Source organism: Actinoplanes sp. NPDC020271 (assembly GCF_044388125.1).
Classification (GTDB): domain Bacteria; phylum Actinomycetota; class Actinomycetes; order Mycobacteriales; family Micromonosporaceae; genus Actinoplanes.
The window spans coordinates 25,142-48,885 of the sequence record NZ_JBIRWQ010000036.1 but is presented as its reverse complement, the minus strand read 5'-3'; the positions used below and the strand labels follow the sequence as shown (position 1 = coordinate 48,885).

18 protein-coding genes are annotated in these 23,744 nt (G+C 71.5%); 7 read left to right on the top strand and 11 right to left on the bottom strand.

Features of this window, described 5'->3' with window-relative positions; all coding sequences use genetic code 11:
* Positions 1–91 precede the first annotated feature (91 nt).
* Both ACH442_RS43270 and ACH442_RS43265 read right to left on the bottom strand, forming a co-directional pair.
* Entirely contained in the window at positions 92–1,108 is a 1,017-nt protein-coding gene (locus tag ACH442_RS43270; RefSeq protein WP_396343989.1) for a LacI family DNA-binding transcriptional regulator, read from the bottom strand.
* A 126-nt stretch (positions 1,109–1,234) separates the two neighbouring features.
* Positions 1,235–4,135: a glycoside hydrolase family 3 C-terminal domain-containing protein gene (locus tag ACH442_RS43265; protein ID WP_396343988.1), complete on the bottom strand. Its 2,901-nt coding sequence runs from the start codon at positions 4,133–4,135 to the stop codon at positions 1,235–1,237.
* 171 nt (positions 4,136–4,306) lie between these two features.
* On the opposite strand from ACH442_RS43265, the gene ACH442_RS43260 reads away from it, so the two are divergent.
* Positions 4,307–5,671 (top strand): FAD-dependent oxidoreductase, encoded by a 1,365-nt coding sequence (locus tag ACH442_RS43260; protein ID WP_396343987.1) that lies wholly within the window; start codon positions 4,307–4,309, stop codon positions 5,669–5,671.
* A 33-nt stretch (positions 5,672–5,704) separates the two neighbouring features.
* On the opposite strand, the gene ACH442_RS43255 is transcribed toward ACH442_RS43260, so the two are convergent.
* Positions 5,705–8,992 carry a S8 family serine peptidase gene (locus ACH442_RS43255; protein WP_396343986.1) on the bottom strand — a complete coding sequence of 1,096 codons (3,288 nt, stop codon included), beginning with the start codon at positions 8,990–8,992 and terminating at the stop codon, positions 5,705–5,707.
* Positions 8,993–9,216: 224 nt separating this feature from the next.
* On the opposite strand from ACH442_RS43255, the gene ACH442_RS43250 reads away from it, so the two are divergent.
* The gene (locus ACH442_RS43250; protein ID WP_396343984.1) at positions 9,217–10,137 is read left to right on the top strand and encodes a hypothetical protein; all 921 of its coding nucleotides are present in this window, start codon (positions 9,217–9,219) and stop codon (positions 10,135–10,137) included.
* Positions 10,138–10,219: 82 nt separating this feature from the next.
* On the opposite strand, the gene ACH442_RS43245 is transcribed toward ACH442_RS43250, so the two are convergent.
* Complete coding sequence (locus ACH442_RS43245; RefSeq protein WP_396343983.1) at positions 10,220–12,061, bottom strand: VWA-like domain-containing protein; 1,842 nt, start codon at positions 12,059–12,061, stop codon at positions 10,220–10,222.
* Positions 12,054–13,169: an AAA family ATPase gene (locus ACH442_RS43240; protein WP_396343982.1), complete on the bottom strand. Its 1,116-nt coding sequence runs from the start codon at positions 13,167–13,169 to the stop codon at positions 12,054–12,056. The genes ACH442_RS43245 and ACH442_RS43240 overlap by 8 nt, the downstream gene beginning before the upstream one ends.
* A gap of 53 nt (positions 13,170–13,222) precedes the next feature.
* On the opposite strand from ACH442_RS43240, the gene ACH442_RS43235 reads away from it, so the two are divergent.
* Positions 13,223–14,137 (top strand): hypothetical protein, encoded by a 915-nt coding sequence (locus ACH442_RS43235; protein ID WP_396343981.1) that lies wholly within the window; start codon positions 13,223–13,225, stop codon positions 14,135–14,137.
* On the opposite strand, the gene ACH442_RS43230 is transcribed toward ACH442_RS43235, so the two are convergent.
* Entirely contained in the window at positions 14,112–14,942 is an 831-nt protein-coding gene (locus tag ACH442_RS43230) for an alpha/beta fold hydrolase (protein WP_396343980.1), read from the bottom strand. The two genes, ACH442_RS43235 and ACH442_RS43230, sit on opposite strands and share 26 nt — an antisense overlap.
* A gap of 57 nt (positions 14,943–14,999) precedes the next feature.
* Between ACH442_RS43230 and ACH442_RS43225 the strand changes: the two genes are divergently transcribed.
* A complete protein-coding gene (locus ACH442_RS43225) occupies positions 15,000–15,446 on the top strand; it encodes a MarR family transcriptional regulator (protein ID WP_396343979.1) in 447 nt (148 codons plus the stop codon).
* Positions 15,447–15,745: 299 nt separating this feature from the next.
* Here the strand turns inward: ACH442_RS43225 and ACH442_RS43220 are convergent, their stop codons facing one another.
* Entirely contained in the window at positions 15,746–16,366 is a 621-nt protein-coding gene (locus ACH442_RS43220; RefSeq protein WP_396343978.1) for a hypothetical protein, read from the bottom strand.
* Between the two features lie 120 nt (positions 16,367–16,486).
* On the opposite strand from ACH442_RS43220, the gene ACH442_RS43215 reads away from it, so the two are divergent.
* Positions 16,487–17,335: a polysaccharide deacetylase family protein gene (locus ACH442_RS43215; RefSeq protein WP_396343977.1), complete on the top strand. Its 849-nt coding sequence runs from the start codon at positions 16,487–16,489 to the stop codon at positions 17,333–17,335.
* A gap of 192 nt (positions 17,336–17,527) precedes the next feature.
* Here the strand turns inward: ACH442_RS43215 and ACH442_RS43210 are convergent, their stop codons facing one another.
* Genes ACH442_RS43210 through ACH442_RS43200 form a run of 3 tightly spaced genes read right to left on the bottom strand, consistent with a single transcriptional unit; the run spans position 17,528 to position 20,603 of the window.
* Positions 17,528–18,685, bottom strand: a complete 1,158-nt coding sequence (locus ACH442_RS43210) for an acyl-CoA dehydrogenase family protein (RefSeq protein WP_396343976.1) — start codon at positions 18,683–18,685, stop codon at positions 17,528–17,530.
* 11 nt (positions 18,686–18,696) lie between these two features.
* Complete coding sequence (gene fabG / locus ACH442_RS43205) at positions 18,697–19,446, bottom strand: 3-oxoacyl-ACP reductase FabG (protein WP_396343975.1); 750 nt, start codon at positions 19,444–19,446, stop codon at positions 18,697–18,699.
* A gap of 8 nt (positions 19,447–19,454) precedes the next feature.
* The gene (locus tag ACH442_RS43200; protein WP_396343974.1) at positions 19,455–20,603 is read right to left on the bottom strand and encodes an acyl-CoA dehydrogenase family protein; all 1,149 of its coding nucleotides are present in this window, start codon (positions 20,601–20,603) and stop codon (positions 19,455–19,457) included.
* An 88-nt stretch (positions 20,604–20,691) separates the two neighbouring features.
* Between ACH442_RS43200 and ACH442_RS43195 the strand changes: the two genes are divergently transcribed.
* Together ACH442_RS43195 and ACH442_RS43190 are read left to right on the top strand one after the other, a co-directional pair.
* The gene (locus tag ACH442_RS43195; RefSeq protein WP_396343973.1) at positions 20,692–21,309 is read left to right on the top strand and encodes a TetR/AcrR family transcriptional regulator; all 618 of its coding nucleotides are present in this window, start codon (positions 20,692–20,694) and stop codon (positions 21,307–21,309) included.
* The gene (locus ACH442_RS43190; protein ID WP_396343972.1) at positions 21,306–22,172 is read left to right on the top strand and encodes a PfkB family carbohydrate kinase; all 867 of its coding nucleotides are present in this window, start codon (positions 21,306–21,308) and stop codon (positions 22,170–22,172) included. The genes ACH442_RS43195 and ACH442_RS43190 overlap by 4 nt, the downstream gene beginning before the upstream one ends.
* Before the next feature lie 102 nt (positions 22,173–22,274).
* On the opposite strand, the gene ACH442_RS43185 is transcribed toward ACH442_RS43190, so the two are convergent.
* On the bottom strand, positions 22,275–23,681 hold the full coding sequence (locus ACH442_RS43185) for an FAD-binding oxidoreductase (protein WP_396343971.1): 1,407 nt from the start codon (positions 23,679–23,681) through the stop codon (positions 22,275–22,277).
* Positions 23,682–23,744 lie beyond the last annotated feature (63 nt).

Genomic DNA, 23,744 nt, shown 5'->3' with positions numbered 1-23,744 from the left:
CCGTCGAAGCGCTTCGACGAATCGAATGGTTTTGTCGAAGCGCTTCGACAACTGCCTTGCCGCAGACGCTAAGGAACGCGAGATACAGATGTCAACGGTGTGACGGCGAGATTTCGCGGCAGCTGGCCCGTTCGACCAGACTCGGCTCCAACAGCCGGGTGAAGTCGACACGGCGGTTGTCCAGCAGCCGCATCGCGGTCTCCACCGCGATGGTCCCGACGTCGTGCGCCGGGATGTCGATCGAGGTCAGGTTGACCGGCATCGCCATCGCCACGTCCCGCGGGCAGACGGCGACGACGGAGACGTCTTCCGGCACGCGCCGGCCCGCGGCGTGCAGCAGGTCCAGCAGCGGCCGCAGCGCTTCCTCATTGTGCACCACCAGGGCGGTCAGCCCGGGCAGTTCGGTGTCGAGGTCGGCCAGCGCGGCCCGGACCCCGTCCACCCCCGGCTCGCACGGGTGGGTCACCGTCCGCAGACCCAGCTCGTTCGAGGTCTGCAGAAAACCCGCCAAGAACCGATCCGCGTACGTCGTCTGCCGCCGGTAGACCGCGGGCGACGGGCCGATCAGCCCGATCCGCTGGTGACCGTGCCCGGCCAGGTGCTTGAGTGCCAGAGCGGCGGCGGCCTCGAAGTCCAGGTCCACGCAGGCGATCCCGGCATGATCGGCGGGAAGACCGATCAACACCGAAGGCTGCTTGAGCGTACGGATCGCCGGGAGCCGCACGTCGTCCCGCTCGATGTCCATCAGTATCAGCGCGTCGACCATGGTGCTGTGCGCCACCCGTTCCAGCCCGGCGGTGCCCTCGTCCTTGGTCAGCAGCAGCACGTCGTGGTTGTACGACCGGGCGGCCGTCACCACCGCCGTCGCGAACTGCATGATGACCGGCACGTTCACGTCCACGCGCAGCGGCGCCACCAGCGCCAGCACGTTCGTCTTGCTGCTGGCCAGGGCCCGCGCCCCGGCGTGCGGGTGGAAACCCAGCTCGGCGATCGCGGCCTGCACCCGCGCCCGGGTCTCGGCGGAGATCGGGCGGCGGCCGCTCAACACGTACGACACCGTGCTGGGCGACACACCGGCCGCCTTCGCGACGTCGTTGATCGTCGGCACAGCGCCTCCCCATGTACCCCGGTCTCTACCCAAGACCGCGCTCCCCTCCGCCGATCCTAACTACCTGTGATTTCAGGGGGGTCGCGGCGGAGGGCCCGCTCCCAGGTGACCCCCCGCCGCGACGTCTCATCGGATGGCGAACGTCGCCAGCCGCACGCCCGGGCTCAGGACCAGACACACGTCCCGGCGTCCGGTCACGGCGGCCAGCGGGGCGCTCACCGTGGAGTACGAGTAGATGCCGCCGGTGTCACTCACCGTGGCCGTGCCGAGCAGCTTCCCGGACGGCCCGCCGAGACGCACCCCGACCGTGCCCGAGCCGGACGCCCGTACCGTCAACGTCCGTCCGCCGCGCAGCACGGCGTCCTTGAAGGCCAGGGTGCCCCCGGCGACCGCCGTGCCACTCGCCTTGGTCTCGTCGACGAGCTTCGCGCCGGTGTAGTCGTCGAACGTCTCGGCCCGCGTGGTCTTGGCGAGATCACGCACCGGGATCGTCTCGCCGCGCACGCTCAGTGACGCCCGTTGCCGGATGTCGGCCGAGGACGAGCCGAGCAGGACGTCGTAGACCGAGGTCTCGGTCACCCACTTCTGCCGGGTCACGTCCCAGTGGGCGAGGTCCCGTGGCGACAGCGTGAACGTGACCGTCGTTGACTGCCCGGGGGCCAGCGCGACCTTCCGGAAGCCGCGCAACTGCTTGACCGCGGTCACATCGCGGGACGTCCGCTGATGGGTGTAGAGCTGGACGACCTCGTCGCCGGCGCGCTTGCCGGTGTTGGTGACGGTCACCTTCACCGTGTTGCCGGCGATCGTGACGCCGCTGTAGCGGAACGAGGTGTACGACAGCCCGTAACCGAACGGGTAGAGCGGCGAGGCCGCACTGTACTGATACGTCTGTCCGGTCTTGATGATGTCGTACTGGTTCAGATCGGCGGGGAGTTGAGCAACGGACCGGGGCCAGGTCTGGGTCAGCCTGCCGCCGGGGTTGACGTCGCCGAAGAGGACGTCGGCCAGGGCGTTCCCGGTCTCGGCGCCGGCGTGCGTGGTCCACACCACCCCGGAGACGTGCCGCTGCGCCCAGGTCAGCGCGAGCGGATAGCTGCTCTGCACCACCACGACGGTGTGCGGGTTGGCCGCGCGCACCGCCTCGATCAGTGCCTCCTGCCGCGCGCCGAGGCTGATCCCGGTCCGGTCGTGCGCCTCGCGCCCGGCCACGAACGGGTTCGTCCCGACCACGACCACCGCGGTCTGCTTGCCCTTGGCCGCGGCGGCGGCCGCCGCGACACCGTCGACGACGACCTCCCTGGCGAAGTGCGCCGCGCCGGCCGCGGTGGACGAGCCGAGGCCGAGCCTGCCGTCGGCGCCGACGGTCACGTACGTGTTCGCGCCGAACCAGCTCTCCTGCGTCTCGTACCCGGCGTAGTGCAGCACGACCGTGCCGTCGCCCTGATCCTCCACCTTGAACTGCTGCTGGACGAACCAGCCGGTCGGTGCGGATTCGCTCGTGACGAACGGGCCCCAGTTGTAGCCGAGGTACTTGCCGTTCGAGGCACTGCGCAGCGTCGAGACGCCGTCACCCCAGTCCACCGCGTCGAACTGGGCGGCGGTGTCCGCGGTCACGGCGGTGGCGGCGACGGCCTGCGGGTCGGCCGCGGTCACGTACCGGCCGGTGGTGACGTCCTTCAACGCGATCCGGTCGGCGCCCTCGGACGACACCGTGGCGCCACCGCGCGCGGCGATCCCGTCGAGCGCGGTCACCCGGTAGGGAAGCTGACCGCCGTACCAGTCGGTGTAAAGGGTGTCGGCGAGCGGGCCGGCGACCGCGACGGAACCGCCGGCCTTGAGCGGCAGGGCGCCGGATTTGTTCTTCAGCAGCACCATCGCGGCGGCGGCGGCCTCCCGGGCCAGCTGCCGATGGGCGGGACTGTCCACGACGGAGGCGCCGATCTTCGCGTACGGGCCGCCGTCCGGATCGAACTCGCCGAGGCGGAACCGGATGCTCAGCGCGTCGCCGACCGCGGTGTCCACCTGCTTCTCGGTGAGCAGTCCCTGGTCGAGGGCCTGCCGCAGCGCGGTGCTGGTCGGCTCCCCGTCGGTGTCGTCGACCGTGAAACTGTCCAGCCCGGCCTTGACCACGGCCGCGTCCGCCTCGGCCTGCGTCGCGAAGTAGGCCTGCGAGCCGGTCAGGTTCGTCGGCGCCCACGCGTCGGTGACGTTGAAGAGCCGCTGGTCACTCCAGCTCCGCACGAGGCCGGCAAGGTCCGGGTCCACGGTTGCCGGACGCCCGTTGATCAGGTTGTAGGAGGCCATCACGCCGGTCGCGGCGCCTGCTTCGAGGGGAATCCTGAAGGGCCGGCGGTCGTACTCGTTGAGCACCCGCTGCGGCACGTTCGAGCTGGTCTGATCCCGTTTGGTCTCGTTGTTGTAGGCCGCGTAGTGCTTCAGCGTCGGCGCGGTCCTCAGCCGATCGGGATCATTTCCTTCCAGACCTTTCCCGTACGCCGTGGCAACCGCCCCACTGAGCAGCGGATCCTCGGAGTACCCCTCCTCGTTGCGCCCCCACCGTGGGTCGCGCAGCAGGTTGACCACGGGCGCCCACACGTTGAGCCCCCACACGGCCGGGTTCTGCGCGTGCAGTCCGCGGGCCTCGTCGCCGACCGCCGAGCCGACCCGCTCCAGCAGCTCCGGATCCCAGGTGCTGGCGAGGCCGACGGCCTGCGGGAAGACGGTCGCGGTCGCGTCGGCCTTGGCGCCACCGGCGTCGTAGTCGTTGGACCAGGCGACCCCGTGCAGCGCCTCGGTGCCCGCCTTGAAGACGTTCAGGCCGAGGCGCGGGATCGCCGGCTGGTACTGGTGCAGCAACGAGAGTTTCTCGGCGAGGGTGAGCCGGCCCACCAGATCGTCGATGCGGGCCGACAGCGGCAGGTGCGGGTCACGGAACGGAAAGGTCTCGGCGGCGTGCCCCGGGGTGGCGCTCAACGGGACGGTGAGCAGGCCGGCGGCCAGCAGGGCCAGGCCGCGTCCTCCGCGCATGGCTTCTCCCTCGGTGAAGGGGGGTCGAAGCGCTTCGACAGCTCGGACGGGGAGCGACGTCGAAGCGCTTCGACAGCGGTGCGGTCACCATAGATTCCGGCCGATGCGAGAAGCAACAACCTTGCGGAAATCTGCCGGAAACAGCGGCGCGGAACCGGGCACAATGGGCGAGTGCGACTGATCGTGATCGGTGGAGACGCGGCCGGCATGTCGGCGGCCGCCCAGGCCCGGCGCCGACAGGGGCCGGACGAGCTGGAGATCGTGGCGTTCGAGATGGGACGCTTCGTGTCCTATTCGGCGTGCGGCATCCCGTACTGGATCGGCGGGGTGGTCGACGGGCCGGACGCGCTGATCGCCCGCACCCCGGGCGAGTTCCGCAAAGCCGGGATCGACGTGCGCACCCGGCACGAGGTGACCGGAATTGATCTGCCCTCGCGCACGGTCACCGTCCGTGACCTCGACGGCGGCACGTCGCGGACCGAAGCCTTCGACGAGTTGGTCTACGCGGCCGGCGCCGCCCCGGTGCGCCCGCCCTGGGCCCGCATCCCGGAGAAGGGCGTCTTCGGCGTACAGACCCTGGAGGACGGATCCGCGCTCCGTGACTGGCTGGACACCGGGAAACCGGAGTCCGCGGTGGTGATCGGCGCCGGCTACATCGGCGTCGAGATGGCCGAGGCCCTGATCAACCGCGGCCTGCGGGTCACCCTGATCGAGAGGTCCGAGCAGCCGATGGGCACCGTCGACGAGGACATGGGCGCGCTGGTCGCGTCCTCGATCCGCGACCTCGGCATCGACCTGCGCACCGCCACCACGGTCGAAGGCCTGGAAACCGCCGGCGGCCGGGTCACCGCCGTGGTCACCGACGCCGGCCCGATCACGGCCGGCGTCGTCATCGTCGGATTGGGCGTACGCCCCAACACCGCCCTCGCCGAAGCCGCCGGTATCCCGCTCGGCGAGACCGGCGCACTCCGGACCGACCTGAGGCAGCGCGTGATCGGGCCACACGGCGTGGTCGACGGGGTGTGGGCAGCCGGCGACTGCACCGAGGTGCACCACCGGATCAGCAAACGCCAGGTGCACGTCCCCCTCGGCACGCACGCCAACAAGCAGGGGCGGGTCGCCGGCATCAACCTCGGCGGCGGTTACGCCACGTTCCCCGGCGTCATCGGCACCGCCGTGACCAAACTGTGCGACCTCGAGGTCGCCCGGACCGGACTGAGCACCCGGGAAGCCGAGCAGGCCGGCTTCGCCACGGTCAGCGCCACCGTCGAGTCGACGAACCGGGCCGGCTACTTCCCCGGCGCCGTCCCGATGACGGTCAAGGTGATCGCCGAGCAGGGCACCGGCGTGCTGCTCGGCGCGCAGATCGTCGGCCGGGCCGAAGCCGCCAAACGCATCGACGCCTTCGCGGTCACGGTCTGGAACAAGATGACGGTCAGTGAGATGACCGCGCTCGATCTGGGCTACGCCCCGCCGTACGCGCCGGTCTGGGATCCGATTCTGATCGCCGCCCGAAAGGCCGAGGAGGCCCTCTAGGAGAGCCCCCTCGGCGCTGCCGGAACGGTGCTGTTACTCGGTGACGGCGCCGATCTGGACGGTGCCGCGGCCGACGACCGCGCCCTCGTCGGTCACGAACTGGACCTCACCGGAGAGGTGCCGCCCGGCCGGCGGGACCGCGGCGACGGTGACCGAGCCGGTGATCGTGGCGGTCGCCCCGACGCCCAGCGTGACCGGCGTGTTCGGCGCGCTCAGCGTGCCGAGGGCCGGGCTGAAGTACGCGTCCTGGTAGTCGTACGCGGTCGAGCCGGAAGGCACCGAGTACCCCTGGACCTCCACCGTGTACGTGCCACCGGCCGGCGCGTTCAGCGTGACCGACTCCTCCGAGTCGCCGTCCGCGGAGCGGCCCTTCTCGACGCCGTTCGCGTCGTAGAGGTACAGGTCCAGGTCGGCGGCCGGGTCGGCCGGGTTGCTGATCGCGACGGTGAGGCGGGTCGCGCCGTCGGGGACGACGACGGTGTAGTCCTGCACGCCGCCCTGCTCGATCGTGGGTCGTTGGGTCAGCGCGCTGCCCAGCGGACCGCCCTGCGGGGTGATCGCGATCGGGCCGAACCGGTTGGTGACGGTCCACGTCGCCGGGGTGGCTTCGCCGACCTTGACGCTGGGCAGGGTCACCGTGGCCGGCTCGACCGTGATGCCCTGGACCTTGGCGGTCAGCGCGAACGGGTTGCTGAGCAGCGGCGACGTACGCCGGGACTCGACCTCGAGTTCCCAGACGCCCGGCAGCGGGTTGTCGTAGGAGCGCTCCTCCGGCTTGCAGGTGGCCGGGTCGGAGTAGTTGGTGTAGCAGTACGGGCTGGAGGTCGGCTCGACCGGCACACCGTACGGGTTGATCGCGATCCACCGCGTCTGCGAGTTCGCCGCGAGCCCGCCGAGGTCCACCTGCAGCGAGGTGGCGTTCGCCGGGACGGTGACGAAGAACGAGGTGGTGGAGTTGCGGTCGACGGCGCCGGTGAACGTGTTGGCGTAGGACGGCGCCTTCGCCTCCACACCGGTGACCACGGTGTTGAGCACCTCGAAGTCGACGGCCGGGGTGAACGGGTCGTCGACCTTGAGCAGTGCGCTGACCACGCCACGGCCGGCGGTGACCCGGACCGGGACGGTGACGGTCTTGTTCAGCGGCAGGCCGACCAGCGGCTGGGCCTTGAACGCGCCCCGGTCACCCTGGAACGACAGCCGGTGCAGGACGGTCCGGTTCGGCCCGCTGGTACGGGTCAGCGAGACGTTGACCACCTTGGACTGACCGGCCCGGTAACCGCCGTCGGCGGCCGCGCACCGGTTGTAGATGCCGGTCCCGGTGCCGGGCGTGGACAGGTACTGCGCGAGCGGCGTGCAGACCGGGGCCGACGCCGTGTAGGTGCGCGTCTCGGAGATCTTCGTGAGCAGGTTCCACGAGGCCGGGACGTCGAGGTTGCCGTAGCCCTGCTCGTAGGCCTGCTCACCGGCGATCGGGTTCGCCGTCGAGTAGATCGCCCGGCGCAGCTGGGCCGGGGTCACCGTGCGGCGGGTCTGCTTGGCCGCCGACAGCAGCAGCGCGGCACCACCGGTGGCCTGCGGCGCGGCCATCGACGTGCCGTTCTCCATGGCGTAGCCGACCGGCAGGGTGTAGCCGACCGTGTCGAGACCGGCGACCGCTTCCCAGGTGGGGGTCGCGGAGATGGCCGAGCCGGGTGCGGCGAGGTTCGGCTTGAAGCCGCCGTCCTCCCGCGGACCGCGCGACGAGAACGGGAACAGCTGCTCCGGCCGGCGGGTCACCGAGCCGTAGTTGGCGAGCCAGGTCTGCTTGGAGACGCTGGCCGCGACGCTGACCGCGTCGGTGGCCACGGACGGGTCGCCGATCGTGTTCACGCCGGAGCCGGAGTTGCCGGCCGAGATGAACAGCTGGACGCCGTACTTGGTGATGAGCTGCTGGTAGAGCTGTGACTGGGCGCTGCTGCCGTCGTTGAGCGCGGGCAGGCCGCCGATCGACAGGTTGACCACGTCGACGCCACGGTTCACGACCAGGTCGACCATGCCGGTGGTCAGCGCGGCCGCGGTGCAGCCACCGCCCCACGAGCAGGCCCGCGCGGAGACGATCTTCGCGCCGGGCGCCTGGCCGTCGAAGTTGCGGTTGCCGAACAGGTCGTTGCCGGCGGAGATGCCGGCCACGTGGGTGGCGTGCAGACCCTCCGGGATGCCGATGTTGACGAAGTCGGCGACCTGGCCGGGCAGTCCGGCCGGGGTCAGGTCGACGTCCTCGCGGTACTCGACGACGAACGGCATGCGCTCGGCGATCTCGGTCGCCGGGTTGTCGGTGCCGAACCAGCCGACGTCGAACTTCTCCTTGTACGGCCGCATCACGGCGTCGTCGGTGAAGTTGTTGTTCTGGTTCACGTCGACCCGGATGTCGTGGCTGACCGGGTCGTAGAGGATGCCCCACACGTCGCTGGTGTCGCCGTCGCGGTTGACGTCACCGGCCGGCTCGGAGGCGGCGGTGATGTTCTCGCTGAAGCGGTTGATCAGCCAGTTGCCGGCCGGGGCGGTCCAGGTCGCACCGGCGTAGCTGAAGGTCGGGCCGGCGACCGCGGTGCGCATCGCGCGCCAGGTGCCGTCGTTCTCGACCAGCGGGTCGGTCGCGGTGACCCAGTCGACGATCTTGCGCTCACCGGTCGTGGTCTTCTGCAGCGCCGGGTGGGCCAGGTCGACGCCGGAGTCCATGACGCCGATGGTCACGCCGCGCCCGTCGTACGTCGGGTGCTTGCGCTTGAAGTCGACCGAGCCGGTCTCGCCGACCGGCAGATACGGGTTGTCGGCCGGTGTCGTCGCGCCCGGCCCGCTGACCGGGGCCTGCTTGGCCGCTGTGGCGTCAGCGGTCAGGTCCGGCTCGGGGACCTTGACGGTCTCGTCCAGGTCGACGGCGCTGACGCCGGGCAGCTTCGCGGCGTTGAGCACCTTGTCGGTGGGAACCGAGGCGAGCACGTACCCGACCTGGTCGAAGTTGCGGGCGACGGTGCCGCCGAGCGCCTTGAGCCTGGCCCCGACGTCCGCCGACTTGCCCTGGTCGGTGGCGATGATGAGGGTGACACTGGGCTTGTGCTCGGCCCGGGCCTCGGCGAGCAGTCCCGCGTCGTGGGCGCCGAGGGTGTCGGCCGGGGAGTCCTTGGGGGCGACGGTCTCGGTGGCGGGTGCGCCGTCCTGGGTGACCGGCGCCGGGGCGGCCGCGGCCGGCAGCGAACCGCTCATCGTCGTCACGCCGGCCGCGAGGCCGATCGTCAGGACGGAGGAGAAGGTTCGTCGGCCCCAGCGGGATGGTTGTCTCACGTGCGGGTCCTCCGGAGTTACGGCGCCCGGAGGGGTGTCCGGACGCTTCTCCCGGGAGTCTCCGATCGATCGGGGTGGAAGTCACTACGGTCGATAAGGTTCGTGACCTTCCCGTGACCATTGTGGACTCGGCCCATGGTCGACCGGCCGTCCGTCCGACCATTTCGGTCACGGCCACCGCGCCACCTCGTCGCGCGGTGGCCGGGACGGGCCAGTATGGGCGCATGGACATCCCGAAGTACCTCGACGGGCTGATGGAGGCGTCGATGCCCTACTGGCGCGCCCGCTGGGACGCCGGGCCGCGGCCCGAGAGCACCGCCCGGCGCCTCGACAGCCGGGTTCCCGGGCTGATCTGGACACTCCTGCCCCTGGCCGACCGCTGGGGAGCGCGCCCCCTCGACGAGTTCCTCGGCTGCTTCACGCCGGAATGGCACCACCGGGTCGCTCCGGTCCTGATCGAACACGCCGACATGCCCCTGGAGCAGATCGAGGAGTGGGCCCGCGGGCCGTTCCGGGGTGACGTCCACCAGCTCGTCGGCTGCACGATGATGCACCTCTGGCGGGACGTGTTCCGGGACGGGAGCGCGGCGGCCCGGGCCGCCGCTGCCCTCGGCGTCACCCAGGGCCGGCACCACCTGAGCTACGACCCCCGCTCGACGCCGCCCGAGCTGCCGTTCCCGTCGGAGGCACGCCGGGCCGCGCAGGACGACTTCGGGCTCGACCCCGGCGACGTGAACCTGCTCGACCCGATGCAGTCGCTGCCGGCTCCGGTCTTCGCCGCGCTCTCCCGGTTCCGGATGGCCGGCTGGCCCTCCGACGAGGCCGTTCTCACCGCGCTGCCGGAGTCACCCGGGGTGCCGCTCACGGTCGCGCTGCCCGCGTTCTCCCGGGTCGCCGCCCTCACCCGCGAGGAGATCGACGGCTGGCAGACGATGCTGGCCGCAGCCGGGCCGGGGGCGCTGCCACTCGCCGAGATCCGGCGACTGTGCGCACCGGCGCTCGCCTGGCGCCTGACCGGCGTCCCGGCCGCCGTCGCGCCGTGGTGCGCGGCCGCGAAACTGCCACCGGACGAGGCCCTGGCGATGCACCGGGCCGGCACGCTCGACCCGGCCGGGCTACGGGCACTCGCCCTGCTCACCCGGTGACGACCTTGCGCCGGGTGGGGCACACTCGTGCTGCTCAGCCGGAGAGGACGATCTTGCGCCGAGTGACGCGCACTCGCGCTGCTCAGCCGGAGACGACGATCTTGCGCATCCACGCCGGGACGTGCGGCCGGTCGCCGTCCACCAGCACCACCACGTAGCGCGCCCGCGGGTTGCCGGCCGGCGGCTCCAGCGGCCACGGCGTGTCCCCGTCGGTGGCCAGCACCACCACGTCGGCGCGTGGCCGCAGCGCCGCCGCGGTGGTCAGCCCGACCCGCATGTCGGTGCCGCCGCCCCCGGTGAACTCCACGTCCTCGATCCGCGCGATCCGCTGCACCTCCCCGGTCCGCGCGTCGCAGCACAACACCCGCACGGTGTCCCCGCGCAGGGCCCGGATGATGCCCCGCAGCTCGGCGGTGACCTGCCCGAGCATGGTCCCGGTCATCGAGCCCGACGTGTCGATCACGACGTCGAGCCGGGGCGGGCGCGGCGCGCGCATCGCCGGCAGCGCGAGGCCCGGGACGGCCGAGGCGCGGCGGGACGGCCGGGCATACGTGTAGTCGCGCATCCCGGCCACCGTCGCCCGGGACCGGCTCACCACGCTGCGCAGCTCCCGCCGCCAGTCCACCTCGGTGGTCAGCGTCTCCCCGGCGAACCGGCTCAGCCCGGCCGGCACGTCGCCGCCGGCCCGTTCGTGCGCCTCGATGTCGCGGGCGACCTGCCGGCGGACCATCTCGGCGCGGCCGTCGCTGACACTGCCGTCGGACTCGTCGTCCTCGGACTCGGGGCGCTCCCAGTCCCGGCGCTCACCGCCGGAGCCGGAGCCGCAGTCCCCCGGATCCGGCCCGGCCCGCGACTCGCCCTCCTCGGGCGAGCCGGCCTGACCCGACGGCGGGCCGTCCACCCGGAACACCGCGATCGCGGTGCTGCCGCCCGAGCCGATCACCAGCGCGTACCCGCCCGCCGGCAACGACGCGGCCAGGTCGAAGTTCAGCACCCGCGGGGTGACGATCACCGGGTCGCCGGCCGCGTCCGGTTCCGCCGCCAGCCCGTCCGCCCCGAAACGCGCCACCAGCAGCGTCGTGTCCGGCTGGAAGTCGAAGCCGTCGCTGCTGGCCGCCATCGGCTGGGGCACACCGTAACCGGCCGGCAGCGACTGCGGGTCCACCTCGGTGAACGGCAACCCGACCGGGAGGATCGCGGCGAGACCGTCGACCTCGACGCGGTAGAGCCCGGACGGGACCGGCGCGAGCTCGAAGGTGAGCAGCTCGCCGGTGACCACCCGGACGTCGGCGATCGTGTGCGGGACCGGGTGGCCCCGATCGCTGTGCAGGGTGACCGTGCTGCCCGGGCCGAAATCGGTGCCACTGCCCCGGACCGTGATCTTCGCGGGCGTCCCGGCGAGATGGTCCGGACGCAGGTCGATCCCCGGGCCGCCGGACCCGCCCGGCGTGTCCGCGGCGACCGCCGCCGAGGCCTCGGGAACGTCGCGGAGCAAGCGGTACATCTCCTCGGCGAGCATGCCCCGGCGCGCACCCGGGATGCGCTCCCAGTAGGACGCGCGGACCGCCGGCAACGTCACCCCGGCGTCCCGCAACTCCTCGTTGATCGCCGCGTCGGCCGCCGTGTTGAACATCGGGTGCCGGGCCCGCGGCTCGGCCAGCGACTCCCAGCGCTCCCGGTGACCGTGCAGCAGATGGCCGGCCTCGTGCAGCCACGCGCCGGCGACCTCCTCGGCCGACAGCGTGCGGACGAAGTCGGGGTTCGCGTACATCCGCCAGCGCGTGTCCACCGCGAACGTCGGCAACTCCCGGGTCAGCACCGGGACCATCGCGAACAGGGCGGTGCTCAGATACGGCATCCGGCCGGCGGCCACCACCCGACCGGCGGAGAGCCGCAGCGACGCCAGCCGGCTGTTCTCATCCATGGATCTCGGTCAGGATCGGACCCAGCGCCCGCAGGTGGTCCGCGGTCGGGATCACGCCGAACGGGCGGGTCGCGGGGTCGCTCCAGCGCCGGGCGAACAGGAAGGCGATGTCGGCCATCCCCGCGTCGGCGACCTTCGCGAGGATCGTGCCGCACGCCAGCCACCGGTCCGGAGTCGGATCGTCGGTGGTGGCGGTGAGGACCGCGGCCGCCGTGGCGAAGACCTGGTCGGCGCGTCGCACCGGGACGACGTACGCGGAAGGGTCGTTCAGCAGTTCTTGCGGATCGGGGAGATCCAGCCGCCGCACGAACTCCAGGAACTCGGCCGCCGTGGACGCGCCGACCGAGCCGTTGAGCAGCAACAACACCACCGTGTCGGAGAAGCCGGCGGCCTTGGCGGCGCCGTAGAGGCGGGCACTCATCTCCCAGCTGCGTGGCGTCGGGAACGCCCGGCCGGCCTGATCGGACGAGGACGGCATCCGGGTCACCAGCTCCGGCCGCGCCCGCAGGAACGTGCCGACCAGCGTCTTCGCCGACACCGTGGCCTTGTCGACGAGATCCGGCGCGACCGACGGCACCGGCACCCGCGGCCAGCCGACGGTGAACCCGTCGCGGACCACGTCGGCCGGCAGCGTCCAGTCCAGATGCACGAACCGGTTCGCCAGCGGCGGCGCCAGATCCCACCCGTCGGCGGCGATTTCCGGCGGGTTCGCTGCCGCCACACTGCCCGTACCCTCGGGAAGTCGCAGGTCGCCGACCCAGCCGGTGAGGATCGGCCGCAGCAGCGCGGCCTGCGTCGCCGGCGGCGTGGTGCTGATCTCGTCGTAGAAGACGATGCTCGGCCGGTCCGCCGCGGCCACCCGGCGCGCCCAGGCCGGCGGCAGCAGCCGGGTCGAGGAGTTCGCCGGGTCGAGCATCGGCAGCCCCGCGAAGTCGGCCGGCTCGTGCAGCGACGCGATCACCGTCTCCACATGGAAGTGCAGGTCGTCGCCGAGCGACTCGATGACGCTGGTCTTGCCCTGGCCCGGCGGGCCCCACAGCAGCACCGGGACGCGCGCGATCAACGCGGTGCCGAGCGCCGTGATCGTGTCCGCGTAGCGCTGGTTCATGAGCACACGGTAATCACCGGCCACAAAAGCGACGGCCGACGATAAAATGCGGCGTGGCGGGTTGGCTGGAGACCTACATCGGCGAGTTGATGAACATCGCTGCGCCCTATTGGCGAGGGCTGCGGGCCGACTTCGTGGAGCAGTTCGCGTCGCTGCCGGACCTGCCCTACTGGCCGGCCGCCGACCTGCACGCCGACATGGTGCTGCTCCTGGACTACTGGGATCCGGACCGGCTGCACGAGTTCCTCTCCGTCGAGTCGCGGTTCTGGCGCGCGTCCGGCACCGACACCGCCCTGGTCCGGATGATCGCCAGCACCCTGCTCGGCCACCTCGACATGACACCGGACGAGGTGGAGGAATGGGTGCGGTGGCCGTTCCAGGGCGACATCCGTGAACTGACCCGCAACCCGGCGATGCACGTCTGGCGGGCGTTGTACCCGGACGGTTCCGCGGCCCGGCACGCCGCGGCCTGTCTCGGCATCACCGCCCCGGCGCCGGATCTGACGTTCGGGCTGCACTGCCGCGACGACGTCGACGAGATGCCGCTCCCGCCGGACGACGACCCCGCCTGGCCGGGCTGGCTGACCGGTGACGACCTCCCGATCGAGGTGACGGCCCGCCTGTTCCGGGCCGGCTGGCCGGTCGAACGGATCGGTGCCGAGCTCGGCGCCCGGCCCGGGGCGGGGTTCGGGCGGTCGCTCCCGCCACACCTCTGTCTGCCGCCCGCGGAGTTCCTGCGCTGGCGGGCCGCGCTGGTCCCGGGCGGGACGCAGGCATTCACCTACGACGGCGTGACCCGGCTGCGGCGGCTGATCCTGTTGTGGCGGCACACCGGGTTGCCGGTCGAGGCCACACCGTGGTGCGCGGCCGCGCGGATGGCGCCCGAGGAGGCGATCGCCGCGCATCGCGCCGGGCGGCTGCGGGCGGACGGCTGGGAGACGCTCACCGCGTTGAGTCATCTGGCGTGAGGAGCTCGATGACCCGTACGGCAAATGCCGTGGGGTGGGTCAGATTGCCGTTGTGCCCACCGGGGAAGCACTCGGCCACCACGCCCAGGTGCTCGGCCAATCCGATCCCGGCCAGGTAGTCGAAGCCGTCGCGCGGGGACCGCTCCCCCACGGCCGGGATGATCCGCGCCCCGGGCGGCAGATCGTCGAGCGTCAGGTCGTCGCGCAGGGCCGCGTCGAGGTCATGCCCGAGGAAGTACTCGAAGTTCGCCGCCCGCCGGTCGTCGAACGGGAACACCGTCACCCCCGGCTCGGTCTCCTGGCCGCGCGGGTCGATCCCGAGCACCGCCGCGACCTTCCCGGCCGCCGCGCGCCACCCCGCGACGCGATGCGTCGCGATCACCTCACCGAGCTCGCGCCGGGCGCGAGCAGAATCCGCCGGCGCCAGGAATCCCAGCGCGATCGGCTCGTGCGCCACCAGGTCCGCCACGATTTCCGGGTACGCCGTGAGCATGTGCATCCCGATCGCCGCGCCCAGGCTGAGCCCGAGCATGGCGGCGGGCCGATCGGTGACGGCCCTCGCGACGGCGGCGGCGTCGGCCGCGTGCTGCCGGATGCTCACCGGCGCCCCGGGGTCGTCGCAGACGGTGCGGGACAGCCCGCGCCGGTCCCAGGTGACGACGGTGAACTCCCCGCTCAACCGGTCGGCGAGATCGACCGTGCGATCGGCGTCGCCGTCCCCGCTCTGCCCGATCAGCAGCACCGGCCCCCGCCCGATCACCTGGTAGTGAATCCGTGCGCCGTCGACGTCCACCGTGTTCTCCATGGCGTCGACCGTAATGCATCAGTCCTGATGTATCAAGAGTGATGTATCATCGGGGACGTGACCCCGGTCGAGCTGATCCTGCTGTCCCGCGCCCTCCGGAAAATCGGCGAGCAGTCCCTGCCCGCGCCGCCCGACGGTCCCACCGGAGGTGAACGCGCCGTCGTGGTCGTCATGAGCGACATCTACGCACACGACGGCACGACGGTCACCGCGGTCGCCCGCCGCACCGGGCTGCCGCAGAGCGCCGTGTCGGTCGCCGTGAGCCGGCTGCGCACCGCCGGCTCGGTCCTGACGTCACCCGACCCGGCCGACCGCCGCCGCCGGCTCCTGCACCGCAATCCGGAGATGACCGCCCGCCGCCGCGCGGTCGCCGCCGCCGACATCCGCCCGGCCCTCTCCGCGGCTCTGCCCGCCGACGCTCCCCTGCCGGAGATCCTGGCCGCCCTCGAAACCCTGAACCGTCACCTGACACCAACCGCCGTCACACGCCTGACCAGCGACTAGCCACCCCTCCGCCGATCGTCCGCGAGCCACCCGCTGGTCCGGCTCGCAGCGCGGCTCACGGTCCCGGCTGGTTCTGGCCGGGACCTCGCGCCGCCCACCACCGCGCCCACCCGCCCGACCTCGCGCCACCCGCCCGACCTCGCGGCGCAAGCCCGGAACCGCCCGTCGCGAGCCGCCCGGCCGGTGCGAGCGGGTCGCCGTGTGCACAACCGGGCCCCGAGCCGCCCGGGGCACCCGAGGTGCCGGCGGCGCAGGGGCGGAAGCCGGACGTGCGGGTGAGCCGGTTGCCGGGCTGTGACCTACGGGAGGAGGTGGGCCAGGGTGACCGGGCTGGTGGCGGTGGGCCACTGCGCGGTGAGGGTGGACGTGGTGGTCGACCGGGCGGACGGGAGGCGGAACAGGTGCAGTTCGCCGGCGGTGGTCGCGACGCGGGTGACGTCGCTGGTGGTGACCTCGACCGTCTCGCCGAGCGGCGCCACGGTGGAGCCCGTGCCGCGCAACTGGAGGTCGGGTTCGCGGACGAAGACCTCGCCGCCCGGGCCGTGGACCTCCTCCACCGCCTGTCCGCCGCCGGTGCGGATGACGTCGCCGAGCACCCGGGTGAAGACCGGGTCGCCGGCCGCGTCGTAGACCCAGCGCCGGCCGAGCACCCCGTGTTCGGTTGTCCCGACCAGGAAGTCCGAGGCCCCGTCGAGCGGCGCGCCGCGGTAGGTCAGCGGCACGTGCAGCACTGGCCCGTCACCGGCCTGGACCAGGATGACTTCCAGGCCGACCTCGCCGGCCGGGTCGTCGAAGCGGGCCGCTCCGACCCGTTCGACCGTGGGAGCGGGCGGGCCGGGATACCAGCTCTGCGTGGGCAGCCAGGCGTTCAGCAGCTCGAGCTTGGTGGGCCGGATGTCGGTCTTGTGCAGCAGCGCCATGCCGATCACCCTACGGCCCGCACGCAGGGTGACGATTCGCACAGTTGACGGCGCATGTCAGCATTCCTGCGGTCCCCAGCGTCAGAGGGTCTGAGGATCAACGACGGGGAGGACGAAGGCATGAGAAGCAAACTGTTACGTGTGGCGGCCGCGGGGATGCTGCTGGCGGTCGTCGCGGGCTGTAACGGTTCGGGCTCGCCCGCCCCCACCACGACCGGCGCACGAGCGCAGGCCACCCCGGAGTCGAGCGCGCCGGCCGGCGTCCCGGTGAACGGCTCGCAGACACCCGAGTCGGTCTCGGCCGCGCTGGCCGCCCTGCCCGCCGACATCCGCGCCCGGATCCCGCAGTTCGCGCCGGCGCCGACCCCGCACAAGGTGAAGCTGCCCGAGGGCGACGCGGCAGTGAACTTCCAGCGGATCGAGACGCGGCAGCGGATCGCGTTCATCACGATCGACGACGGCTGGGTCAAGAACCCGCTGGCGATGAAGATGTTCCAGGCCGCGAACGTGCCGGTCACCCTGTTCCTGGAGGTGGACGCGGTCAAGCCGAAGCCGTCCTACTTCACCGAGCTGCAGTCGGCCGGCGCGGTGATCGAGGCTCACACGCTCACCCACCCGAACATGACCCACTTGTCGTACGAGGGTCAGAAGCGCCAGATCTGCGAGTCCGCCGATCAGCTCGGCAAGATGTACGGGCGACGGCCCGAGCTGTTCCGCCCGCCGTTCGGCTCGTTCAACGGCAACACGCTGCGCGCGGTCAAGGAGTGCGGGCTGAAGGCGTCGTTCACGTGGAAGGAGACGACCGACAAGGGGATCATCCGCTACCAGGACGGGCGTCGGCACATCGCGGGCGGCGACATCATCCTGATGCACTTCCGGGACTCGTTCGTCGATGATTTCCTGGCGATCCTGACCCAGCTGAAGAAGGACAACCTCACTCCGGTGCTGCTGGAGAACTATCTTCCCTGAGGCGCTGCTCACGGCGTACCGAATCGGGATCTCGACGTTGGTCCTCCGCCGTTTCCGGAGCTGAGCCCGCGCCGCGGCACCCGCCGCGACGGGCAAAGGTTCCGGGCGGGGCGCCTCTTCGACGACATCGAGCCTGACGGGCTTCGAAGAGGCGCCCCGCGCGGAACCGTCCACCTCGCGGAACCGGCCGGACTACAGCCCCATGTCCTTGGCGATGATCATCTTCATGACCTCGGACGTGCCGCCGTAGATGCGGTTGACGCGGTTGTCGGCGTAGAGGCGCGCGATCGGGTACTCGTTGATGAAGCCGTAACCGCCGTGCAGCTGCAGACAGCGGTCGATCACCCGGTGGGCCACCTCGGTGCAGAAGAGTTTCGCCGAGGCCGCCTCGGCCGGAGTCAGCTCACCGGCGTCGAGGGCTTCCAGGGCCCGGTCGGCGACGGCCTGGGCCGCGTCCACCTCGGCCTGGCACGCGGCCAGCTCGAACTTGGTGTTCTGGAACGAGGCGACGGTCTGGCCGAAGACCTTGCGCTCCTGCACGTACTTCTTGGCGAACTCGACCGCGGCCGCGGCCTGCGCGTAGGCACCGAAGGCGATGCCGAGACGCTCCTGCGGGAGGTTCTGCCCGAGGTAGGAGAAACCCTTGTTCTCCTCGCCGAGCAGGTCCTCCACCGGCACCAGTACGTCCTGGAACGCCAGCTCGGCGGTGTCGGACGTCTTCAGGCCGAGCTTGTCGAGCTTGCGGCCGACCGAGTAACCGGGCAGCTTGGTGTCGACGACGAGCAGCGAGATGCCGTAACGGCGGTCGTCCGGCTTCGGCGGGGAGGTGCGCGCGCAGACGATCACCCGGTCGGCGAGGACGCCCCCGGTGATGAACGTCTTCGCGCCGTTGAGCACGTAGTGCTTGCCGTCCTCGGTCAGCTTGGCGTTCGTGGTCATGCCGGCCAGGTCGGACCCGGTGCCGGGCTCGGTCATCGCGATCGCGAACATCATGTCGCCGCTGACGAACGACGGCAGCCAGCGCTCCTTCTGCTCCTGCGTGGCGAGTTTCAGCAGGTACGGCAGGCAGAGCGCGACGTGCACCCCGGAACCACCGAACGAGACGCCGGCGCGGGCGGTCTCCTCGTACTGCACGGCGGCGAATTTGAACGACTCGATGCCGGCGCCACCGAACTCCTCGGGCACCTCGATACCGAAAATGCCCAGTTCGGCGAGCTTCTTGTAGAAGTCACGCGGCAGCTGACCGTCCTGCAGCCACTGGTCGTAGTTCGGCACGACCTCGGCCTGCAGGAACTCCCGCAGCGTCTGGCGGAACGCCTCGTGGTCCTCAGTGAAAATGGTGCGGCGCATGACAACCCTTTCTAGAGACGGCGTCCGCCGTCGACGTACACGGTCTGGCCGGTGACGAACGAAGCCGCGTCGCCGGCCAGGAACGCGACGACCTTGGCGATGTCCTCGGGGTGGCCGACCCGCCGCAGCGGGGTGATCTCGGCCGCCTTGGCCTGCATATCGGCAGCGGAGACGCCGATCCGAGCAGCCGTCGCGTCGGTCATCTCGGTGACGATGAAGCCGGGCGCGACCGCGTTGACGTTGATGTTGAACGGGCCCAGCTCCATCGCGAGGGTCCGGGTGAGGCCCTGGATGCCGGCCTTGGCCGCGGCGTAGTTGGCCTGACCGCGATTGCCCAGCGCGGAGACGCTCGACGTGTTCACGATCTTGCCCGACCGCTTCGGCACCATGTGCCGCTGTGCCGCCCGGCTGCACAGGAACGCGCCACGCAGGTGCACGTTCATCACCAGGTCCCAGTCGGACGCGGGCATCTTGTGCAACAGGTTGTCGCGGGTCACGCCGGCGTTGTTGACCAGCACGTCGACCCCGCCCAGTTCGGCGGCGACCTTGTCGATCGCGGCGTCGACCTGGGACTCGTCGGCGACGTCGCAGCCCAGGGCGATCGCGGTGCCACCGGCGGCCTGGATGCGGGCGACGACGTCGGCGCAGTCGGACTCGTTCAGGTCGAGCACGGCGACGGCCGCACCCTCGGACGCGAATTGCAGTGCGGTGGCCGCGCCGATGCCGCGCGCCGCGCCGGTGATGATCGCTACCCGACTCACAAATCCTCCTAAAAGGCGCTGATCCCGGTCAGCGCACGGCCGATGAGCAGTTTCTGGATCTGGCTGGTGCCCTCGTAGAGCGTCTGCACGCGGGCGTCGCGCATGAACTTGCCGACCGGGAACTCGTCGACGTACCCATACCCGCCGAACACCTGGATCGCCTGGTTGGCCGCTTTCACCGCGGCCTCACTGGCGAAGAGTTTCGCCATCGACGCGGCGGTGCCGAACGGCTGACCGCGGTCGACCAGATCCGCCGCGCGCCAGACCAGCAGCCGGGCCGCGTCGGTCTCGACCGCCATCTCGGCGATCATCTCCTGCACCAGCTGGTAGGAGGCGATCGGCTTAGCGAACTGGGTGCGCTCCCCCGCATACGCCACCGAGGCCTCCAGACACGCCCGGGCGAGCCCGACCGAGCCGGACGCGACCGCGATCCGTCCCTTGTCCAGCGCCCTCATCGCGATCTTGAAGCCCTCGCCGAGCTCACCGAGCCGCTCGTCGTCGGAGACGCGCACGCCGTCGAAACTCAGTTCCGCGGTCGCCTGGCCACGCAGGCCGAGCTTGCCCTTGATCTCCCGCCGGGAGAACCCTGCGCGGTCGGTGGGCACGAGGAACGCGGAAACACCCTTGGGACCAGGCTTTCCCGTACGGGCGAAAACCAGCGCCACCCCGGCCCACGTCCCGTTCGTGATGAAGATCTTCTCGCCACTGATCAGCCAGTCGTCCCCGTCCCGCTCGGCCCGGGTGGTGAGGTTGCCGGCGTCCGAACCCGTCCCCGGCTCGGTCAGCGCGAAGCAGCCCAGCGTCTCACCGGCGCACATCGCGGGGAGCCAGCGACGTTTCTGATCCTCCGACCCGTACGCGAAAATGGTCTTGGCGACGAGCCCGAGCGTCACCGAGACGATGCCGCGCACCGACGTGTCCCCGCGGCCCAGCTCCTCCATGACCAGCGCGTAGTCGAGGAAGTCGCCGCCCGAACCGCCGAACTCCTCGTCGATCCCCAGGCCGAGAAAGCCCAGCTCGGCGAGTTTCCCGACGATCTTCGTGTCGACCTGCTCGGCACGGTCCCACTCGGTGGCGTGCGGGACGACCTCGCGCTCCACCCAGTCGCGGGCCAGGTCCCGCAGCTGTTCCTGCTCCTCCGAGAGGGTGAGGTCCACGGCCGGCTCCTAAATTGAACGCTGTCAGGTTTCCCCAGCCATGTTAACTTAACAGCGTTAGCCATCACAACGCTCAGGAGACGAACGAATGCCGCGGCCGACGACGCCACTGCTCAGCCGGGACGGCATCCGGGCGGCCGCACTGGAGATCATCGACCGGGACGGGCTCGACGGCCTCAGCATGCGCAAACTCGCGACCGCGCTGTCGGTCAGCGCGCCCGCGCTCTACTTCCACTTCCCGACCAAGGAACACCTGCTCGACGACGTGGCCAGCGAGATCATGGAAAAGGTGGAGGTCGACGCGTTCGCCCAGGGCTGGCGTGCGGGGCTGCTCGGCTGGGCCCGCTCCTACCGCGCCGCGCTCGCCGAACACCCGAACATCGTGCCGTTCCTGGCCCGCGGCCCCGGCCAGCGCGACGCGTCGCTACGCCGCGCCGACGCCGTGCACGGCGGACTGGTCGCCGCCGGATGGTCCCCGCGCGACGCCACGATGATCGGCGCCTCCACGAAATACCTGGTCGTCGGCGCGGCGATGGGCTCGTTCTCGCGCGGCTTCGTCGACGACGTGCAGGTCTACCACGACCGCTACCCGGCGCTCGGCGACGCGCACCGGCTGCGCGAACACGCCGATCAGGTGGACCGCGACAGTTTCGAGTTCGCCCTGCTCACCTTCGTCGACGGCCTCGCCGCCCGCCTGTCCGCATGATCGTTTTCGCGGGGCTGTGCACGCTCGACATCCTCCAACTCGTCCCCGCCTATCCGGCCGACAACGAGAAGGTGACCGCTCTCGATCAAACCGTAGCCGCGGGCGGCCCCGCCACCAACGCCGCCGCAACCGCCGCTCACCTCGGCTCCCACGCCGTCCTGATGACCGCCGTCGGACGCCACCCGCTGGCCACGGGCATCTACGCCGACCTGGCCACATTGGGCGTGGACCTGATCGACCTGACCGCGGACGACGACGGCCCGCCCTCGGTCTCCAGCATCGTCGTCAGCGCCGCCACCGGCAACCGCGCGGTGGTCTCGACCAACGGCGCAAGCCGCTCACTGTCCGCTCCTGACCTCACGCCGGTGCGCCGCGCGCGAGCCGTCCAGGTCGACGGCCACTACCCGGAGCTGGCCCTCGCCGTCCTCCGGGAAGCCCGCCGCCTCGGCATCCCCACCCTGCTCGACGCCGGCAGCTGGAAACCGGTCACGCCGGCCTTGCTCCCACTGCTCGACGTCGTCGTCTGCTCCGCCGACTTCCGGCCGCCCGGCGTCACCGACGTGCCCGCGTTCCTGGCCGCGCACGGCGTCCGCTGGATCGCGATCAGCCAGGGCCCCGCCCCGATCCTGCGCTGGACCGGCGCCGGCCTCGTCCCCCAGCCCGTCCCACCGGTCACAGTCGTCGACACCCTCGGCGCCGGCGACGTGCTGCACGGCGCCCTGACCAGCGCCGTAAGCCGTCGCTGGCCGCTCACCGACGCCACCTTCGCCGCAGCGCTCGACGAAGCCGCCGCCGTGGCATCGCGCTCCTGTGCGTCGTTCGGCACCCGCGCGTGGATGGAGCCCGGCCGGCGATCGTCCTGAAGACCCCGGGAGGTCGGCACCCGCGCGTGGATGGAGCCCGGCCGGCGATCGTCCTGAAGACCCCGGGACGGTCGCCGGGCGAGCCCCGCCCGGCGACCGGCGTCAGCGGCTCGGGCGGATGTTCTGGTTGAGCCGGAACAGGTTCGTCGGGTCGTACTGGTCCTTGACCGCGACCAGCCGCTCGTAGGTGTCCTTCGGGTAGCTGGCCCGCACCCGGTCCTCGGCCGCCTCCCCGGTGAAGTTCACGTAGGACGCCGAGCCCGGCCCGAACCCGTCGGTGATCGTGCGCGCCCACTCGACCACGGCCGGGAAGTCGTTCCCGCCGGCCGAACGCGCCACCACGTTCAGCAGGTAGTCCTGGTCGCGCACGGCGAAGGCGGTGGCGTCCGCGGGCATCCGGGCCATCTGCCCACCGAGGTGGTGGACGTGCACTTCCGAGACGGCATTCGGGACGCGCGCGTACCCGGCCAGAATCGTGCCGGCTGCCGCCTCGTCGAGGTCGGGGAGGAACGCCGACCGGAAGTAGTTGCTCATCCCCCGCGGGTACAGCGGATCGAGCATGGACTGCATCCCGGTGTACGGCATCCGGCCGAACAGATCGGTCACCACCGGCGCCAGCTCGCGGAACGGCCGGGTGGCCGCATCGCCGTCCTCGGCGCGCCCCGACCACATGCCGAGCACCACGGCGATGGGCCGGCCGTGCACCTGCTCGGGCAGGAAGGGCACGGGCGGCGCGGTGGTCAGATTGACCACCATGGACAGTTCGTCCGGGGCCTTCGCGGTGGCCTCCCGGAAACCGCGCAGCACCTGGGCGGCGTCCTCGCCGTGGTAGAAGACGAGCCCGGCGAAAACGGTCGGGCCGACCTCGTGCAGACGGAAGTCGAACGACGTCACCGCGCCGAAGTTGCCGCCCCCGCCGCGCAACGCCCACAGCAGCTCCGGGTTCTCGTCCGCGTCGGCCCGCAGATAGCGGCCGTCGGCCGTGACGACGTCCGCCCCGACGAGGTTGTCGCAGGTCAGCCCGCAGCGACGGACCAGGTGGCCGATGCCCCCGCCGAGCGTGAACCCCCCGATCCCGGTGGTGGAGATCAGTCCGCCGGTCACCGCCAGCCCGAACGCCTGGGTCTCGGCGTCGACGTCGCTCCACAGACAGCCGGCTTGGGCCGTGACCGTGCGCCGGCCCGGGTCGACCCGGATGCCGCGCATCGGGCTCAGATCCAGCACGATGCCGTCGTCGACGGTCGAGAAGCCGGGGATGCTGTGCCCGCCGCCACGGACTGCCAGCGGCAGCCCCTCACTGCGGGCGAACTCCACCGTTCGCCGCACGTCGGCCACACCGTGGCAGCGGGCGATCAGCGCGGGTCTGCGGTCGTGCGCGCCGTTCCAGATCGAGCGGGCCTCGTCGTACCCGGAGTCGCCCGGTCGGACCAGCTCACCCCGCAGGCTCTCGGCGAACTCGCCGATGGTGGCCTCGCCGAGGCCACCAGAGGGTCGCTGTGCGTCGGTCATGATTGCTCCCTGGTCGTTTCCTTCAGTTCCGCCCGACGCTAGGAACGGGACCTTCGCAACGCC